The 18,793-nt window shown below is 54.1% G+C and carries 18 protein-coding genes; 12 read left to right on the forward strand and 6 right to left on the reverse strand.

All coding sequences use genetic code 11. The features are described from left to right. Nucleotides 1-27: 27 nt before the first annotated feature. From dnaB to PGR23_RS13910, 6 genes are all read left to right on the forward strand, one after another. Nucleotides 28-1,443, forward strand: coding sequence for a replicative DNA helicase (gene dnaB, locus PGR23_RS13885; RefSeq protein WP_015368755.1), 1,416 nt, complete (start codon nt 28-30; stop codon nt 1,441-1,443). Between the two features lie 31 nt (nt 1,444-1,474). Then, nucleotides 1,475-2,554 carry an alanine racemase gene (gene alr, locus PGR23_RS13890; protein ID WP_380378838.1) on the forward strand — a complete coding sequence of 360 codons (1,080 nt, stop codon included), beginning with the start codon at nt 1,475-1,477 and terminating at the stop codon, nt 2,552-2,554. Between the two features lie 184 nt (nt 2,555-2,738). After that, complete coding sequence (tyrB, locus tag PGR23_RS13895; RefSeq protein ID WP_396280021.1) at nt 2,739-3,932, forward strand: aromatic amino acid transaminase; 1,194 nt, start codon at nt 2,739-2,741, stop codon at nt 3,930-3,932. Between the two features lie 248 nt (nt 3,933-4,180). Next, on the forward strand, nt 4,181-4,894 hold the full coding sequence (gene aphA / locus PGR23_RS13900) for an acid phosphatase AphA (protein WP_047045864.1): 714 nt from the start codon (nt 4,181-4,183) through the stop codon (nt 4,892-4,894). 141 nt (nt 4,895-5,035) lie between these two features. Beyond that, nucleotides 5,036-5,452, forward strand: coding sequence for a secondary thiamine-phosphate synthase enzyme YjbQ (locus PGR23_RS13905; protein ID WP_045396752.1), 417 nt, complete (start codon nt 5,036-5,038; stop codon nt 5,450-5,452). Between the two features lie 3 nt (nt 5,453-5,455). After that, entirely contained in the window at nt 5,456-5,809 is a 354-nt protein-coding gene (locus PGR23_RS13910; RefSeq protein WP_020079872.1) for an MmcQ/YjbR family DNA-binding protein, read from the forward strand. Between the two features lies 1 nt (nt 5,810). On the opposite strand, the gene PGR23_RS13915 is transcribed toward PGR23_RS13910, so the two are convergent. The 3 genes from PGR23_RS13915 to uvrA form a co-directional block, all read right to left on the reverse strand. Next, entirely contained in the window at nt 5,811-6,128 is a 318-nt protein-coding gene (locus tag PGR23_RS13915; RefSeq protein WP_045396749.1) for a hypothetical protein, read from the reverse strand. Continuing rightward, entirely contained in the window at nt 6,128-6,535 is a 408-nt protein-coding gene (locus tag PGR23_RS13920) for a hypothetical protein (RefSeq protein WP_047045868.1), read from the reverse strand. Before PGR23_RS13920 ends, PGR23_RS13915 begins: the two co-directional genes overlap by 1 nt. A 142-nt stretch (nt 6,536-6,677) precedes the next feature. Then, complete coding sequence (gene uvrA, locus PGR23_RS13925) at nt 6,678-9,503, reverse strand: excinuclease ABC subunit UvrA (RefSeq protein ID WP_045396741.1); 2,826 nt, start codon at nt 9,501-9,503, stop codon at nt 6,678-6,680. Nucleotides 9,504-9,757: 254 nt separating this feature from the next. Here uvrA and ssb1 point away from each other — a divergent pair, with 254 nt between their 5' ends. After that, nucleotides 9,758-10,282 (forward strand): single-stranded DNA-binding protein SSB1, encoded by a 525-nt coding sequence (gene ssb1, locus PGR23_RS13930; RefSeq protein WP_015368746.1) that lies wholly within the window; start codon nt 9,758-9,760, stop codon nt 10,280-10,282. Between the two features lie 79 nt (nt 10,283-10,361). Here ssb1 and PGR23_RS13935 read toward each other — a convergent pair whose 3' ends face one another. Further along, on the reverse strand, nt 10,362-11,942 hold the full coding sequence (locus PGR23_RS13935) for a lytic transglycosylase F (RefSeq protein WP_047045871.1): 1,581 nt from the start codon (nt 11,940-11,942) through the stop codon (nt 10,362-10,364). 449 nt (nt 11,943-12,391) lie between these two features. On the opposite strand from PGR23_RS13935, the gene iraM reads away from it, so the two are divergent. Further along, nucleotides 12,392-12,751 (forward strand): anti-adapter protein IraM, encoded by a 360-nt coding sequence (iraM, locus tag PGR23_RS13940; protein ID WP_045396734.1) that lies wholly within the window; start codon nt 12,392-12,394, stop codon nt 12,749-12,751. Between the two features lie 64 nt (nt 12,752-12,815). Here the strand turns inward: iraM and PGR23_RS13945 are convergent, their stop codons facing one another. Beyond that, the gene (locus PGR23_RS13945; protein ID WP_015704055.1) at nt 12,816-13,097 is read right to left on the reverse strand and encodes a YjcB family protein; all 282 of its coding nucleotides are present in this window, start codon (nt 13,095-13,097) and stop codon (nt 12,816-12,818) included. Between the two features lie 549 nt (nt 13,098-13,646). Between PGR23_RS13945 and PGR23_RS13950 the strand changes: the two genes are divergently transcribed. Further along, nucleotides 13,647-15,251 (forward strand): EAL domain-containing protein, encoded by a 1,605-nt coding sequence (locus tag PGR23_RS13950; protein WP_047045874.1) that lies wholly within the window; start codon nt 13,647-13,649, stop codon nt 15,249-15,251. On the opposite strand, the gene soxS is transcribed toward PGR23_RS13950, so the two are convergent. Further along, nucleotides 15,236-15,565 carry a superoxide response transcriptional regulator SoxS gene (soxS, locus tag PGR23_RS13955; protein WP_015368734.1) on the reverse strand — a complete coding sequence of 110 codons (330 nt, stop codon included), beginning with the start codon at nt 15,563-15,565 and terminating at the stop codon, nt 15,236-15,238. The two genes, PGR23_RS13950 and soxS, sit on opposite strands and share 16 nt — an antisense overlap. Nucleotides 15,566-15,649: 84 nt before the next feature. Between soxS and soxR the strand changes: the two genes are divergently transcribed. The 3 genes from soxR (at nt 15,650) to PGR23_RS13970 (ending at nt 18,773) form a co-directional block, all read left to right on the forward strand. After that, entirely contained in the window at nt 15,650-16,108 is a 459-nt protein-coding gene (gene soxR, locus PGR23_RS13960; RefSeq protein WP_045396728.1) for a redox-sensitive transcriptional activator SoxR, read from the forward strand. Nucleotides 16,109-16,382: 274 nt separating this feature from the next. Then, entirely contained in the window at nt 16,383-17,051 is a 669-nt protein-coding gene (locus PGR23_RS13965; RefSeq protein WP_380378699.1) for a glutathione S-transferase family protein, read from the forward strand. A gap of 372 nt (nt 17,052-17,423) precedes the next feature. Further along, entirely contained in the window at nt 17,424-18,773 is a 1,350-nt protein-coding gene (locus tag PGR23_RS13970; protein WP_015704058.1) for an NCS2 family permease, read from the forward strand. Nucleotides 18,774-18,793 lie beyond the last annotated feature (20 nt).

Below are 18,793 nucleotides of genomic sequence, written 5' to 3' on the forward strand. Positions count from 1 at the left end.
TCTCATTTACAGGTAACTCCATTCACTATGGCAGGAAATAAACCCTTCAACAAACCACAGACAGAACCTCGCGAACGCGATCCGCAGCTCGCAGGGTTGAAAGTCCCGCCGCACTCGATTGAAGCGGAACAGTCGGTGTTGGGCGGTTTAATGCTGGATAACGAGCGCTGGGACGACGTCGCCGAAAGGGTGGTGTCGGAAGATTTCTATACCCGTCCGCATCGTCATATCTTTACCGAGATGGCGCGCCTGCAAGAGTCAGGCAGCCCGATTGATCTGATCACCCTCGCCGAATCGCTGGAGCGTCAGGGGCAACTGGATAGCGTCGGCGGCTTCGCCTACCTGGCCGAACTCTCCAAAAATACGCCAAGCGCGGCGAACATCAGCGCGTATGCCGACATCGTGCGCGAACGCGCGGTAGTGCGTGAAATGATTTCGGTGGCCAACGAGATCGCCGAAGCCGGTTTCGACCCCCAGGGGCGCACCAGCGAGGACCTGCTGGATCTGGCGGAATCCCGGGTATTTAAAATTGCCGAAAGCCGGGCCAATAAAGACGAAGGGCCGAAGAACATCGCCGATGTGCTCGATGCCACCGTCGCCCGTATTGAACAGCTGTTCCAACAGCCGCATGATGGCGTCACTGGGGTGAATACCGGCTATGACGACCTCAACAAAAAGACCGCCGGGCTACAGCCTTCGGATCTGATTATCGTCGCCGCGCGTCCATCGATGGGTAAGACGACATTTGCGATGAACCTCGTGGAAAACGCGGCGATGCTGCAGGATAAGCCGGTATTGATCTTCAGTCTGGAGATGCCATCCGAGCAGATCATGATGCGTTCTCTGGCCTCGCTATCGCGCGTCGATCAGACCCGTATCCGTACCGGCCAACTGGACGATGAAGACTGGGCGCGGATCTCCGGCACGATGGGTATTTTGCTGGAAAAACGTAACATCTATATTGATGACTCCTCCGGCCTGACGCCGACGGAAGTGCGTTCGCGCGCCCGGCGTATCGCCCGCGAGCACGGCGGTATTGGCCTTATCATGATCGACTACCTGCAGCTGATGCGCGTACCGTCGCTCTCCGACAACCGTACTCTGGAGATCGCCGAAATCTCCCGCTCGCTGAAGGCGCTGGCAAAAGAGTTGCAGGTGCCGGTGGTGGCGCTGTCGCAGTTGAACCGCTCTCTGGAACAGCGCGCCGATAAACGTCCGGTCAACTCCGACCTGCGTGAATCCGGCTCTATTGAACAGGATGCCGACTTAATCATGTTCATCTACCGTGATGAGGTTTATCACGAGAACAGTGATTTAAAAGGTATTGCTGAAATTATCATTGGTAAACAACGTAACGGCCCGATCGGTACGGTACGACTGACCTTTAACGGCCAGTGGTCGCGTTTCGATAATTATGCCGGTCCTCAGTATGACGATGAGTAAACCTCCGTCTGTCTTTTTTTAAGGAATTCAAATGCAAGCGGCAACTGTAGTTATCAACCGCCGCGCTCTGCGACACAACCTGCAACGCCTGCGTGAACTGGCTCCTGCCAGCAAACTGGTTGCGGTGGTGAAAGCGAACGCCTACGGACACGGCCTCCTTGAGACCGCGCGAACGCTGACCGACGCCGATGCCTTCGGCGTCGCCCGCCTGGAAGAGGCGCTGCGCCTGCGTGAAGGGGGCATTACCCAACCGATATTGCTGCTGGAAGGCTTCTTTGAAGCGGCGGATCTGGCGCTGATTTCCGCGCAGCAACTGCATACCGTGGTACATAGCCCGGAACAGCTGGCGGCGCTCGAACAAGCGGAACTGACCGAACCGGTTACCGTCTGGATGAAGCTGGATACCGGTATGCATCGCCTTGGTGTACTGCCGGAACAGGCAGAAGCATTCTATCAGCGGCTAAGCCGGTGCAAAAATGTTCGCCAGCCGGTGAATATCGTCAGCCATTTCGCCCGTGCCGATGAGCCGGAATGCGGCGCGACCGAGCGTCAGCTGGATATTTTCACCACCTTTACCGAAGGGAAACCGGGGCTGCGTTCTATTGCCGCCTCGGGCGGGATCCTGCTGTGGCCGCAGTCGCATTTCGACTGGGCGCGGCCGGGCATCATTCTCTACGGCGTTTCGCCGCTGGAAAATCACTCTACCGGAGAGGATTTTGGTTGCCTGCCGGTGATGTCGCTGACCTCCAGCCTGATTGCGGTGCGCGAACATAAAGCCGGAGAGCCGGTGGGCTATGGCGGCACCTGGATTAGTGAGCGCGATACTCGCCTCGGGGTAGTGGCGATGGGTTATGGCGACGGTTATCCGCGCGCCGCGCCCTCCGGCACGCCGGTGCTGGTCAACGACCGCGAAGTGCCGATTGTCGGTCGCGTGGCGATGGATATGATTTGCGTCGACCTCGGTCCTGAAGCGCAGGATAAAGCCGGCGATCCGGTTGTGTTATGGGGAGAAGGGCTCCCCGTTGAGCGCATCGCGGAAATAACGAAAGTGAGTGCTTACGAACTTATTACCCGACTGACTTCCAGGCTGGCTATCCGCTACCTCGACTAACGACTGTCAGTGGCATATTTCCCCGATTACGCTACGCTTATCGGGGTAATGAGCAGGGGCGGCGCGCGGCGTCGCCCAGGTTTGCAGCGATCTTTGTCGATAACTTACCAACATCCCCTCGACCTTCCCCAACTTCCGGTTTATTGTGTAAATACCTGCTTTCGTAAACCTGGAGATACATCTCGTGTTTCAAAAAGTTGACGCCTACGCCGGCGACCCCATTCTCTCCTTGATGGAGCGTTTCAAAGACGATCCGCGTAGTGACAAAGTGAACCTCAGCATTGGTCTTTACTACAACGAAGACGGCATTATTCCGCAACTACAGGCGGTGGCGGAAGCCGAAGCGCGCCTCAATGCCCAGCCGCATGGCGCTTCGCTGTATTTACCGATGGAAGGGCTCAATAGCTACCGCCACGCCATTGCGCCGCTGTTATTTGGCGCTGGCCATCCGGTGCTGAAACAAAACCGCGTAGCGTCAATTCAAACCCTGGGTGGCTCCGGCGCGCTGAAGGTTGGCGCCGATTTCCTCAAGCGCTACTTCCCGCAGTCGCGCGTATGGGTTAGCGACCCGACCTGGGAAAACCACATCGCCATATTTGAAGGGGCTGGATTCGAAGTAAGTACTTACCCCTGGTTCGATGATGAGACCAACGGCGTGCGTTTTGAAGCCTTCCTCGCCAAACTACAGACGCTCCCTGAGCGCGATATCGTGCTGCTGCATCCGTGTTGCCACAACCCGACGGGCGCCGATCTGAGCAACTCGCAGTGGGATGAAGTCGTTAAGGTCTTGAAAGCACGCAATTTAATTCCTTTCCTCGATATCGCCTATCAGGGCTTTGGCGCCGGTATGGAAGACGATGCCTACGCTATTCGTGCGATTGCCAGCGCCGGCCTGCCGATGCTGGTCAGCAACTCATTTTCCAAAATCTTCTCACTGTACGGCGAACGCGTCGGTGGGTTGTCGATTGTCTGCGATGATGCGGAAACCGCAGGCCGCGTGCTGGGTCAGTTGAAAGCGACGGTGCGCCGCAACTACTCAAGCCCGCCGAATTTTGGCGCGCAGGTGGTCGCGGCGGTGCTGAACGACGCGGCGCTGAAAGCCTCATGGCTGGCGGAAGTGGAAGCGATGCGTACCCGCATTCTGGCGATGCGTCAGACGCTGGTTGATGCGCTGAAAGAGGCCGTTCCCGGCAAGAACTTTGACTACCTGCTGAAGCAGCGCGGCATGTTTAGCTACACCGGATTGAGCGCGGCACAGGTGGATCGCCTACGCGAAGAGTTTGGCGTTTACCTGATTGCCAGCGGCCGGATGTGCGTAGCAGGACTTAACTCGCGTAACGTCCAGCGCGTCGCTCAGGCGTTTGCTGCTGTAATGTAAGTGCTCACTTACTAATTTACCCTCGTCAGCGTTAAGGCGAGGGTAATATTACCCCCGAAGTGTGATCATGCTCTTTTTATATGATATCTGAGCAGAAAATCCTTTCTATCTGTGTGGTCAGGCGTTAAGGTCTTGCTACATTAATGAGCTCACTCATTATTAAAAATAATAACGAATCGATTATTTAGACCCAAAATAACTCAGGTTGACGCTAAGCGGCCTGGCGCATGAGGGGCATAGGGATAAATATGCGTAAGTTAACTTTGGCCATTAGCGCCACCTGTCTGTTGTTCGCTCTGAATAGCTCCGTTGTCGCTCGCGCTTCTACTCCGCAGCCCATTTGGGAGGGGACGAATGTTGCGATACTCGCCGAACAGGCGCCGATCCATTGGGTATCGGTAGCGCAAATCGAAAATAGCCTGCTGGGCCGCGCGCCGATGGCGGTGGGTTTCGATATCGATGACACCGTGTTGTTTTCCAGCCCCGGTTTCTGGCGCGGGCAAAAAACCTATTCTCCCGGCAGCGAAGCCTATCTAAAGAACCCGGAGTTTTGGGAAAAGATGAATAACGGCTGGGACGAGTTCAGCATGCCGAAAGAAGTGGGCCGCCAGCTGATTGCGATGCATATAAAGCGCGGCGACAGCATCTACTTCGTGACCGGCCGCAGCCAGACCAAAACTGAGACCGTCTCCAAAACCCTGCAGGATGATTTCCTGATCCCCGGCGCCAATATGAACCCGGTGATTTTTGCCGGCGATAAGCCAGGCCAGAACACGAAAACTCAGTGGTTACGGGAGAAGAATATCAAAGTCTTCTACGGTGACTCGGACAACGACATCTCGGCGGCTCGCGATGCCGATGCGCGCGGAATTCGCGTGCTGCGCGCGGCAAACTCCTCCTACAAACCGCTGCCGATGGCCGGATCGCAAGGGGAAGAGGTGATTGTGAATTCAGAATATTAAGGCGCGCGAAACTCGACGCATCTGAACATGAGAAGGCAGCCGCAGGCTGTCTTTTTTTTATACGAATTTCAGCGTTTGAGGTTTTACCTTTTCGCTTCTTGCTGCAAACTTAGAAGGATTCACACATTACAGGAGTCGTTTATGTGGCATCAGCAAACCCTGACATTAGGGCCGAAATCTCGTGGTTTCCATCTGGTGACTAACGAAATTATTGGTCAAATCCGCGAACTGTCGCATATCAAGGTTGGCCTGCTGCATCTGTTACTCCAGCATACTTCCGCTTCCCTGACGTTGAATGAGAACTGCGATCCCACGGTTCGTTTTGATATGGAACAGCATTTTCTCAACGCCGTACCAGACAACGCGCCGTATGAACACGATTATGAAGGTCCTGATGATATGCCCTCGCACATTAAATCCTCGCTGCTGGGCGTTTCACTGATGCTGCCGGTGCAGAACGGCAACGTCATGTTGGGGACCTGGCAGGGGATCTGGCTGGGGGAGCATCGCATTCACGGCGGCTCGCGGCATATCGTCGCCACGCTCACGGGAGAATAAAAAATGACTATATCGGATCTACTGCAGTACTGCATGGCGAAGCCGGGCGCGGAACAAAGCGTTCATAGCGACTGGAAAGCAACGCAAATCAAGGTCGCGGACGTGCTATTCGCCATGGTAAAAGAAGTGGAGGATAAGCGGCCGGCCGTTGCGTTAAAGACCAGCCCGGAGCTTGCCGAGCTGCTGCGGGAACAACATCGCGATGTACGCCCCAGCAGGCACCTGAATAAAGCTCACTGGAGCACGGTCTTCCTTGATGGCTCCTTGCCAGACTCGCAGATTTACTACCTCGTGGATGCCTCCTACCAGCAGGCGGTCGACCTGCTGTCGGAGGATAAGCGGCGGCAGTTAGCCTAGCTTATAACCCCCCTGCCAGCGCCAGCAACGTGATATCGAACAGACGTAATAATGTCGACTGCAGCTGCGCCTGGCGTGCGATACTCTGGTTGTTAGCGCGAATGCGGGCAATATCGCGCTGACCTTCCAGCAGTAGCCGTAGATCGTCTTCGGTCAGCCAGCCCTGGGCTTTTTGCTGCAATGCCTGCAGTAAAAAGAGTCCGCTATCGCGTACTTCACGGTACTCATCGCCAAGTACTTTATTCAGTAATGGCATCCATTCGGCGCTATCAATCGCGCAAGCGGACAACAGCGCGCGAATCTCCATGGTTGTCGGCATTATTCCCTCCCTGTTCGCTGACATTCGCCAGCGATAGCCTGTTGATAAAGATAAAGGGTCTGCCGCGATAAATATTGCGCTTCGGCAGGAGTAAAGGGCGCGCCCAGCATCTGGCGATGGGCGTAAACGCGCAGATAGTTACCTTCAAGTATCCTGAAATTTTCCTGGCGCAACGCATCGCTGTGATCCATCGCCTGCGCGAACTGCTGGCGAATCTGTTCATCTTCTGCGTTCAGTTGTTGATCGTCCTCCGTCGCTGCGGTGGTGATGAACTGCAAATGCAATTGCTTGAGTGTGAGCAATTGCTGATAGGCCGTATCGCTGTAGCGGCCAACCCATGAGCAGGCGCTTACCGCACATAGCGCGGCGGCGATAACAAATAACGGAATGAGGCGTGGTACTCGCATAGTTTTCCCGACATCGGTGGGCGATAGCGACTATCAGACGCCAGAGTGTGCGCACCGGGCAAATCACGAAGTATCAGCGTAAAAAAATGAGATGAAATGAGATGAAATGAGGCCTCTTCCGCGAAGGAAGAGGCCTGAGAGGTTACTTCAGCAGGGGCTTCAGGAAGCGCGCCGTGTGCGAGGCTTCACATTCGGCAACGGTTTCCGGCGTGCCGGAAACGAGAATCTCCCCGCCGCCGCTACCGCCTTCCGGGCCGAGGTCGACAATCCAGTCAGCGGTTTTAATCACGTCGAGGTTGTGCTCAATGACCACGATGGTATTACCCTGATCGCGTAGCTGATGCAGCACGTCCAGCAGCTGCTGAATATCGGCGAAATGCAGACCGGTGGTCGGTTCATCAAGGATATACAGCGTCTGGCCGGTACCGCGCTTGGAAAGTTCGCGCGCCAGCTTCACGCGCTGGGCTTCACCGCCGGAGAGCGTGGTTGCCGACTGGCCGAGACGAATATAGGTCAGGCCGACATCCATCAGGGTTTGCAGCTTACGCGCCAGCGCCGGCACGGCATCAAAGAATTCGCGCGCTTCTTCGATGGTCATATCCAGCACTTCGTGGATGGTTTTGCCCTTGTACTTAATCTCCAGCGTTTCGCGGTTATAGCGTTTGCCTTTGCACTGGTCGCACGGTACGTAGATGTCCGGCAGGAAGTGCATCTCAACCTTGATCACCCCGTCGCCCTGACAGGCTTCGCAGCGACCGCCGCGCACGTTAAAGCTGAAGCGGCCCGGCGTATAGCCGCGTGAACGTGATTCCGGTACTCCGGCGAACAGTTCGCGCACCGGCGTGAACACGCCGGTATAGGTTGCCGGGTTTGAGCGCGGCGTGCGGCCAATCGGGCTCTGGTCGATATCAATGACTTTATCGAAGTGTTCCAGCCCCTGGACATCGCGGTACGGCGCCGGTTCGGCAATCGTCGCGCCGTTCAACTGACGCTGGGCGATGGGAAACAGGGTATCGTTAATCAGCGTTGATTTGCCGGAACCGGAAACGCCGGTAATGCAGGTAAACAGGCCGACGGGCAGCGTCAGCGTCACATCCTTGAGGTTGTTGCCGCGCGCGCCGGTCAGTTTCAGCACTTTTTCCGGATCGGCGGCGACGCGCTGTTTCGGCACTTCGATTTTGCGTTTGCCGCTCATGTACTGCCCGGTCAGGGATTCTGGTACCGCCATAATGGCGTCCAGCGGCCCTTCGGCCACCACCTGGCCGCCGTGAACGCCAGCGCCGGGGCCGATATCGATCACGTGGTCGGCGGCGCGAATGGCGTCTTCGTCATGTTCAACGACAATGACCGTGTTACCCAGGTTACGCAGGTGGATGAGCGTACCGAGCAGGCGTTCGTTATCACGCTGGTGCAGGCCGATAGAGGGCTCATCCAGCACGTACATCACGCCAACCAGCCCCGCGCCAATCTGGCTCGCCAGACGAATACGCTGCGCTTCACCGCCGGAGAGGGTCTCCGCCGAACGAGAGAGCGTTAGATAGTTCAGGCCGACGTTGACGAGGAACTTCAGACGATCGCCAATCTCTTTCAGCACTTTCTCGGCGATTTGCGCCCGCTGTCCGGACAGCTTCAGGTTGTTGAAGAAGTCCATCGCATGACCGATGCTCATGTCGGAAATGGTCGGTAGCGGCGTGTTTTCCACAAACACGTGGCGCGCTTCGCGACGCAGACGCGTGCCTTCACAGCTGGCGCACGGACGGTTGCTGATGAATTTCGCCAGCTCTTCGCGCACCGCGCTGGATTCCGTCTCTTTGTAACGGCGCTCCATGTTGTGCAGCACGCCTTCGAACGGATGGCGGCGTACTGATGTGTCGCCGCGGTCGTTCATGTATTTGAATTCAATATTCTCTTTACCTGAACCGTACAGCACGACTTTATGCACATTAGCGCTGAGGGTGCCCCATGGCGCTTCGACATCAAACTTATAGTGATCCGCCAGCGACTTGAGCATCTGGAAGTAGTAGAAGTTGCGGCGATCCCAACCGCGGATGGCGCCGCCAGCCAGCGATAGCTCAGGATTCTGAATTACCCGATCGGGATCGAAATACTGTTGAACGCCAAGGCCGTCGCAGGTTGGGCAAGCGCCTGCCGGGTTGTTGAAGGAGAACAGGCGCGGCTCCAGCTCGCGCATGCTATAGCCACAAATCGGGCAAGCGAAGTTTGCCGAGAACAGCAGCTCTTCCGCCTTACTGTCATCCATATTGGAAACAATGGCGGTGCCGCCTGAGAGCTCCAGCGCGGTTTCGAAAGACTCCGCCAGACGCTGCGCCAGATCGTCGCGCACTTTAAAGCGGTCGATAACCACTTCGATCGTGTGTTTCTTTTGCAGCTCTAATTTCGGCGGATCCGAAAGATCGCAGACTTCGCCATCGATCCGCGCGCGGATATAGCCCTGACTGGCAAGGTTCTCCAGCGTTTTGGTGTGCTCGCCCTTACGCTCTTTAATGATGGGCGCCAGCAGCATCAGGCGCTGACCTTCCGGCTGAGAGAGCACGTTATCGACCATCTGGCTGACGGTCTGTGCGGCCAGCGGCACGTCGTGATCCGGACAGCGCGGTTCGCCGACGCGGGCGTACAGTAGGCGCAGATAGTCGTGGATTTCAGTAATCGTACCTACCGTCGAACGCGGGTTGTGGGAGGTCGATTTCTGCTCGATAGAAATCGCCGGCGACAGCCCTTCGATATGATCGACGTCTGGTTTCTCCATCAGCGACAGGAACTGTCGCGCATAGGCGGAGAGCGATTCGACGTAGCGACGCTGGCCTTCGGCGTACAGGGTGTCGAAAGCGAGTGAGGATTTGCCAGACCCAGAAAGCCCGGTGACGACAATGAGTTTGTCGCGCGGGATGACGAGGTTGATGTTTTTGAGATTATGGGTGCGGGCGCCCCGAACTTCGATCTTATCCATTCACCTTTCCCGGTAGGTAGATACACGGATTGCCTGGTTTGTTTGAAGGACAAACGGCAGAAACGGCTAATTATGACACAACTTGACCTGTCTGGATATACAGTATTGGAATGGCGCTGCAGTAAGAGAGTGAAAAATTGCATAGCGGCGGGATGTTTTCTGGAATTGGCTTCGCAGCTATCAAATTGCCCCTTTGTGATGTTAGAATTCCCGGTTTACACTTATACAAAACGTATTATTCAGGAGATTCGATCATGGCCAGCAGAGGCGTAAACAAGGTGATTCTCGTCGGTAATCTGGGGCAGGACCCGGAAGTACGCTACATGCCAAGTGGCGGCGCTGTCGCCAACTTCACGCTGGCAACTTCCGAATCCTGGCGCGATAAGCAAACCGGCGAAATGAAAGAGCAGACTGAATGGCACCGCGTTGTGCTGTTCGGCAAACTGGCGGAAGTCGCTGGCGAATACCTGCGTAAAGGTTCTCAGGTTTATATCGAAGGTCAGCTGCGTACCCGCAAATGGACCGATCAGTCCGGTCAGGACAAGTACACCACTGAAATCGTGGTAAACGTCGGCGGCACCATGCAGATGCTGGGCGGCCGTCAGGGCGGCGGCGCACCGGCAGGCGGCGGCCAGCAGCAGGGCGGTTGGGGTCAGCCTCAGCAGCCGCAGGGCGGCAACCAGTTCAGCGGCGGCGCGCAGTCTCGTCCGCAGCAGCAGGCTCCGGCAGCGCCATCTAACGAACCGCCGATGGACTTCGACGACGATATCCCGTTCTAAGGTTTTCCTGATTACGTGCTGCCTGTGCGGTAAGCCAACAAAAAGCCCCGATTGTTCGGGGCTTTTTCATTTCAGGTTCTCAGGCCGCCGGCGTCGGAATTTGAGGCGCTGTGGGCGTAGCCGCGTCGGGCTGCGGCTTGCCCGTTCCTGGCTCGGGTAGCGGCGCGGCAGTCGCTTTTTGTTTACGGGCGATATCATCCATTATCAGCCGATAGGCAATATAGTATTTATAGATATTGCTGACGTAGGTTACCGTCTCAGCGCCGATTTTTTCCGCGGCGAGATTCTCAACGTTGCCAAACCAGATGTTCGGATCAAAACCGCGTTTTTGGGTTTCCGTACGTAGACGCGCGATGCGCGCCGGGCCCGCATTGTAGGACGCGAACGAAAATAGCGCTTTATTCAGCGGCGTCATTGGCTGATCGCCATAGTAATGATCAATCATCCAGCGCATATACTTCACGCCGGCATGAATGTTGGGATCGATTTTCTTAATATCGCCAACTTTCAGCTCCTTGCCGGTGGCGGGCATGACCTGCATTACGCCGATTGCGCCGACGTGGCTACGTACCGATTGATTGAGCCGCGACTCCTGATATCCCTGGGCTGCCATCAGCAGCCAGTCGACATCATAGCGTTCGCCATATTTTCTAAAGATGTCGACCATCTGCAAAAATTTAGCTCGTTCTCTGTTGGCTGCGGCATTTTTAACGTAGGTCGCGCTTTTCAGGTAGCGCAGCAGAATCGTGTTTCCCAGGGTGCTGCCTTGACGATTATTCTTCACGAAGGTATTCAGCACCGCGAGAAGCTGTGGGTTATCTTTGCGGACCGCCCAGGCGATGCTACCGCCATCTCGTAACACAATGTCTTCATGCACCTGAATTTTGGGAAACACCTGTTTCCAGAAAATCGCTTTATGGCGATCCACCACGATCAGAGGAATCAGGCCGGCATTAAGCATTTCGAGAAGATCCTCATCTTCGAGCGCCTCCGGCGCCTCCTGCAGAATGACCGGCGGCAGCGACGCTTTGGCAAAGCGGGCGTTAAGCGCCTGCAAACTTTCGTAATAGCTGGAGGAGCGTCGAACAAACACGGTTTTACCGGAAAGCTGCTCCAGGCTTTTCACGTTGGGCGATGATGGCCCAGAAACTAATAGCTCTTTGACATCGCTATAGAGCGGGGTGGTAAAGGCGACCTGCTCCTGACGCGATGAAGTGATGGTGAGATTGGCGGCGGCGATATCCCCCTTACCTTCATTCAACGCCTTGAACAGGTTATCCCGCGTCACCGGGATGAAAACGATCCGCATTTTGAGGTGTTTCTGCTTCAGCTTCTTCTCTTTTGCCAGTCTGCTATTGAGATCTTTTTCTAAAGCGATGAAAAGATCGTGGGTGGCGCCGCGCTGGGTACCCTTATCGATAAAAAAGAAGGTCTTGCTGTAGGTCGTTAATACCCGGATCGCCCGCCGGTTGATCATATCGGGAAGATCGCCTTTTTGCGGCTGCATGATGTGATCCATATTGATGGCCAGCTCCGCTTTGTCCTTTTGGGCCGGCGGCGATTTATTCGTCGAAGCCGCTGAAGCGGAGAAGGCAAACATGATGGCCAGAAGGCAGCCGGAAACCATCGCCAGGTGACGTTGAAAACCGAAGATGTTCATGATGCGGCACTCTGCAGGGAGATGGTTATATTTTAGTCAATGCAAACGCGCCCCTGTGCCTTTTTCTACTTACCTCTCCCGGGTTCAGCGCGACGTAGGTGGTATTGTCCTGATTGCGAGAATACAAAAGAAAGAGATGCTTCTCCTACCATAGAATATTTTCGCTTTGCGATCGCTAATTGCTTATCCCATCCAGGTGAATATCAAAATGATATTTTTGTCTGCTATTTAAAATATATTGTAAGGTTATTTATAACCTTTGCATGGTTATGTTTTTTTAGTATTAATACATAATTCGTAGAATGCCCGGATTAGCTTACTTCAAGAGTGGTATGGCCGATGTGTGTCAGGGTTGGTCTATATCACACTATTAATAACCTGCCTTGCAGATAACGGCCTGGAGTGCTATCACTAAATTCTCTCTCAGATTTTACTTACAAGGATGGAAGATGAAATGGACGATTCTTAACACCCTTATCTGCCCGCATACTGGCGTTGCCTTTTCGTCAATATCTGGGCTGCGGTTTCTCAAGTTTATTATCTGGTATGAGGCTGAGCTTTTATTAATTCCCGGCGAAACCATGAAACTTTATTCATCTAAAGTTTTAATTAATGATCGATATCATTCATTAAAAATTTATAACATCACGCGTTACGACGATAAACAGTGGGAAACCTTAAGAGAGCGGCCAACCTGCCCGTACAATTTCGAGGTCGCGGAGCAGGAATCTTGTCTTTATCAATCGTATTGTGCGGTTAAGCGCTGCCCAAACGAGCGTCTACGACCGATGTTATGCGAACAATATTAGCAGGAGCCGGGAAGAACATCGCTGTTGCTGAAAATAAAAAAGCTTCCCGCAGGAAGCTTTTTTATCAGGTCATCATCATTGGCCATTCTGGCGGCGTCTGGCTCATGACTTCAACCATGACATCTTTAATGTTGCCCCAGATTTTAGCAACATCCACCATGGTGATGCCTAACAAGCCGGTAGCAAACCAACAGGCGGCAGCCAGGCCCAGGCAGCTACAAATAATCGCTAAGCCGGCATAGTCGCTTTTACGTAATTGAATATTCAGCGAACTGGCCAGGAACATCAATACCGCGCTCACCAGGGGCCAGCGCAAAAGTACGACACTGGTAGTAATGGAAGCCATTAACTTATCCTATCTCTCAAAGAAAGTCGGGAGCCTTAGACAACCTGGCGCGATTATCAATAATGAGACGCTCTGGCTATCGGCGGGCACTTCAGGGAGTGATGAAACGACGATTTTGTTTCATCAACTTGTGTGAACTATATCACATTTGCTGATTTATTCGCCAGACAAAAAATGACCTTTTTTGACATTTTAAACCACGTTATTAATAGGGTTAATGGCGGCGGAATGCGCGCCAGCATGTCTGGTGTCTGTTTTTCGACACCGTTAAGGACTGGGCCTGGACTGCCGATAATTGTTCAACGGGTTTTGTTACTTATTACGAGTAATTGTACGGAGAAACCGAATTAGTAAGTGGCTAGTGTCTTAATTATTACGAGAATGTTTCTCGATCCATCTATAAGTAAGTATGATTCATCATTATTAGGTGTGAGGTTTTTACATAAACGTGTTCGTTGCTGAAATTCGCTGTTTTTTATAACAGTCGGTAATGCCTGGTTTTTGTCCTTATACCGTGATTGAGGCGTATCGCATGGATAAAAAGCGGAAATGAGTCGTAACGCGCCGCATAAGGCGTTAAGAATATTCTTCATCATACTGGTGGTTGTGCTGCCGGTGGTGTTGGCGTTGTGGTTTGCGCAAATCAGAGCCCGGGAAGAAATCTCAGATAGACTGCAATCGTTTTCGCAGCTGGCGCTGCAAAAAACGGAAATGGTCATTCATGAATCCGAGCAGGCGCGCGAAAAAGCCATGCACTTTACCGGGGCAATGTGTTCCCCGCAGCATCAGCAGTACATGTTAAATATCGTGCGCGGGCTACTGTATGTTGATGACCTGATTTATGCGAGCGGTAACACTTTCCTCTGTTCCACCGCGGTCCATCCCGAAGAGGGCTGGAGAATAGCTGCCGCGAATTATACTCGAAAGCCCGACGTCTCCATTTACTACTATCGTGATACGCCGTTTTATCCCGGCTATGATATGAATTATATGCAGCGCGGGCATTATGCCGTGGTGGTTAACCCTCTCTCTTATAGTTCGGTTATTTCCAGCGATAAAGATTTAGCTTACGGCGTCTTCGACACCAAAACGAACATGTTTTTCTCCGTGAGTAAAAACGTTGATGCCAGGGAATTACATCGTCTTATTCGCCACGAAGACGCTTTTTTCAACCAGGATGGCCGGGTTTATACCGTCGCCCATTCGTCGATTCGGCCGATTGCGGTCATCATGTCCACCTCGCGCGCCAGCTATTATGCCAGCCTCTACGACCAGATTACCTTGACCCTGCCGTTAGGCATTATTTGCAGCATTTTGATTCTGATGGTCTGGTCGCGAAGCCGTCAGCAGTATCATTCACCGCGCAATAAACTGCAGCGAGCGTTAAGCCACCGGCAGCTGTGCCTGCATTACCAACCTATTATCGACATCAAGAATAACCGCTGCGTCGGCGCCGAGGCGCTGTTACGCTGGCCGGGGTTTGACGGTCCGGTGATGAGCCCGGCGGAGTTTATTCCGTTGGCGGAAAACTCAGGCATGATTGCTCAGGTGACGGATTATGTGGTCGACGAGTTGTTCAACGATCTTGGCGAATATCTGGCCAGACATCCACAGCTCTATATCGCGATTAATCTTTCGGCATCGGACTTCCACTCCGCGCGATTAATTGCGCAGATCACTGAGAAGGCCCGCAGCTATGCGGTTTGCGTGAAGCAAATTAAAATTGAAGTCACCGAAAGAGGATTTATCGATGTGCCGAAAACCACACCGGTGATTCAGGCCTTCCGCGAAGCGGGCTACGAAATAGCCATTGATGATTTCGGTACCGGTTATTCCAACCTGCATAACCTCTATTCGCTCAATGTCGATATTCTGAAGATTGATAAATCCTTTATCGATACGCTGACCACCAACAGTACCAGCCATCTGATTGCCGAGCATATCATTGATATGGCGCGTAGCCTGCGTTTAAAAACCATCGCCGAAGGGGTAGAAACGCTGGATCAGGTGGATTGGTTGCTTAAGCGCGGCGTGCAGTTTTGTCAGGGATGGCATTTTGCCAGGGCTATGCCGCCACAGGAGTTTATGCAGTGGCTCGCCAAGTCCCCAATCTTACTGCGTACGCCGCACGACGGTCGTCAGGCGGAAATCTGATGACGGTAATCGCTGGGAGTGCGATCGAACTCCCGGCGGAATACCCGCGAGAACGTCTGCTGCGAGACGTATCCCAAATCCATCGCAATATCAAAAATAGGACGTTGCGTGGTTCTCAGCGCTTCAGCGGCGAGCAGTAGCCGGCGCTGGCGAATGTAATCACCCAGCGTCTGGTGGGTAACGGTACGGAACATTCGCTGCAGATACCATTTCGAGTATCCCGATTTTTTAGCGACTACATCAATGTTAAGTGGTTGATCGATATGTTCATCAATCCATTCAATAAGCGTTTGGATAATATCCTGATGGGACATAAAGCGGCCTCTCTCAATTCTCGATTCGTCGTTTTGTCTGTCGGCGAGTATAATTCCTCAAGTTAACTTGAGGTAAAGAGCTTTATGGAAAATAAACCAGCACGCATCAAAATGCTGCTCTCCCCTGGGGAGGTGGCGAAACGAACCGGCGTCGCCGTCTCGGCGCTACACTTTTATGAAAGCAAAGGGCTTATCCGCAGCCAGCGCAACGCGGGCAATCAGCGGCGATATCGCCGTGATGTGCTGCGAGCAGTGGCGATCATCAAGATTGCGCAACGTATTGGTATTCCGCTGGCGACCATCGGCGAGGCATTCGGCGTCTTGCCGGAAGGGCATAATCTGAGCGCCAAAGAGTGGAAACAACTGTCGTCGCAATGGCGGGAGGAGTTGGACCGGCGTATCCACACACTGACCGCGCTACGTGACCAGCTCGACGGCTGCATCGGCTGCGGCTGTTTATCGCGCCGCGATTGTCCATTACGCAACCCTGGGGATAAGTTGGGTGAAGAGGGAACCGGCGCACGCCTGCTGGAAGAGGATTAATCGTGATACCTGCAAAAAACTAAAGCGCCACAACAGGGCGCTTTAGTTGTTTTCCGGTCTTTGTCTTTCGCATTATCCCGCTGGCTCACGGGAGGGTTTCCCCCGACGTCGACTCCCCTCAGGTATTGCGCAATGTGTTGAAGGAGGTTCCGGATTGCGTCGACAATGTAATTTTGGCACAGCCTGATGATTTTGCCTGTTGGCGTTGCCGAAATTTTTCCGTCATTGGTCGCCTGTTTCTATAGTTAATTTGAACGAACAACAGGAGAGCGCCATGTTGACGGTCCATCACCTCAACCAATCCCGCTCGCAGCGCGTGCTGTGGGCGTTGGAAGAACTGCAATTGTCTTATCAGGTCGTCTGCTATCAGCGTGAAAAAAACATGCAGGCGCCAGCGGAACTGAAAAAAATTCACCCGTTGGGTAAATCGCCGGTGCTTGAGGATCAGGGGATGGTGCTGGCAGAGTCCGGCGCGATTCTGGAATATCTGCAGGAAACCTACGATAGCGCCCAGCAGCTGAGGCCGCAGGGGAGGGAAGATAAACTGCAATATCGCTTCTGGCTCCATTATGCCGAGGGATCGTTAATGCCCTTGCTGTTGATGAAACTTATCTTCGCCAGCCTCGGCAAGCCGCCGGTGCCGCTTGGTATGCGCACCTTGGGCGGGGCGTTGGGCAAAGGGGTACAAAAAGCGTGGCTGGACAGGCAGTTGGCGACCCATGCGGCATATATTGAACAGCATCTGGCTCGTCAGCCGTGGTTTGCCGGCGGCACGCTGAGCATGGCGGATATTCAGATGAGCTTCCCGGTGATGGCCTTACTGGCGCGCGGCGGCATTCAACACCTGCCGCACACCCGGCGTTGGCAGCAGCAGGTGGAGTCACGTCCGGGGTGGATTAACGCTATTGAGCGCGGTGGGCCATTTACCCTGCCTGGCGGTTAATACGCCAGAAAGAGGATTAAAACATATAAAAATGTTAATGCATTGCGCACTGACGATAACGTTTGCGCATCGTTTGTCTATTTCCTGAGCTTTGGCGGCGAAATTTGGCAAAATACGTCAAACTTCAGTTGAAAAGGGCCAGCTAAAGACAGGATAATCGTTTGCCTTTTTACTTTGCTCGTTTTTTCCCCTGCCGACAGGGGGAGCAAAGACATTCCATATACCGCATTGTATGCGCGGAGTTAAACGTTTGCTTTTTCTCAGCCTCCCTCCTGGCGCCGGGAAACAGCACAAGGAGATGGCGTTTAACTGGCAGTGGACGGTCCATCACGCATGCAAGCGAACGATCAAAATTTTCAGGGGAAGTTTTCTATGTCTACGCCTTCAGCGCGTACCGGTGGTTCATTAGACGCCTGGTTTAAAATTTCAGCTCGCGGCAGCTCCGTACGTCAGGAAATTGTTGCCGGATTAACGACCTTCCTGGCGATGGTGTACTCCGTCATCGTGGTGCCGGGAATGTTAGGTAAAGCTGGCTTTCCGCCTGCGGCGGTGTTCGTCTCGACCTGCCTGGTAGCGGGCGTCGGTTCATTAGTGATGGGCCTGTGGGCTAACCTGCCGCTGGCTATCGGCTGCGCGATTTCGCTGACCGCCTTTACCGCTTTTAGCCTGGTGCTGGGGCAGCACATTAGTATTCCGGTGGCATTAGGCGCCGTGTTCCTGATGGGGGTTTTGTTCACCATTATCTCCGCTACCGGTATTCGTAGCTGGATCCTGCGCAACCTGCCGCAGGGCGTGGCGCACGGCACCGGCATCGGTATCGGCCTGTTCCTGCTGCTGATCGCCGCCAACGGCGTCGGTCTGGTAATTAAAAACCCGCTGGACGGCCTGCCGGTTGCGTTGGGCAATTTCGATAGCTTCCCGGTGATGATGTCGCTGATTGGCCTGGCGGTCATTATCGGTCTGGAAAAACTGAAAGTGCCTGGCGGCATTCTGCTGACCATCATCGGTATTTCCATTATCGGACTGATTTTCGATCCGAACGTCCATTTCTCCGGGATTTTCGCCATGCCGTCGCTGAGCGACGACAAAGGCAATTCGCTGATTGGCAGCCTTGATATCATCGGCGCGCTGAACCCGGTGGTGCTGCCAAGCGTGCTGGCGCTGGTCATGACTGCGGTATTCGACGCCACCGGTACCATTCGCGCGGTGGCCGGCCAGGCTAACCTGCTGGATAAAGACGGGCAGATCATCAACGGCGGCAAAGCGCTGACTACCGACTCCCTGAGCAGCGTGTTCTCCGGCGTGGTGGGCGCAGCCCCTGCGGCGGTGTATATCGAATCGGCAGCCGGTACGGCGGCGGGCGGTAAAACTGGTCTGACGGCAGTCACCGTTGGCGTGCTGTTCCTGCTGATCCTGTTCCTTTCTCCGCTCTCCTATCTGGTACCGGCCTACGCGACCGCGCCAGCGCTAATGTACGTTGGCCTGCTGATGCTGAGCAACGTGGCGAAAATCGACTTCAATGACTTCGTTGATGCGATGGCGGGGCTGATTACCGCGGTGTTCATCGTGCTGACCTGCAACATCGTGACCGGCATCATGATCGGTTTTGCATCGCTGGTGATTGGCCGCGTGGTATCCGGCGAATGGCGCAAGCTCAATGCGGGCACCGTGATCATCGCGGCGGCGCTGGTCATCTTCTACGCCGGCGGATGGGCGATTTAACTTTTCCTGCTAACGACGGG

Origin of the sequence: Klebsiella sp. 141162, from assembly GCF_050600755.1 — a bacterium.
In the GTDB taxonomy this organism is placed as follows: Bacteria; Pseudomonadota; Gammaproteobacteria; order Enterobacterales; family Enterobacteriaceae; genus Klebsiella; species Klebsiella aerogenes.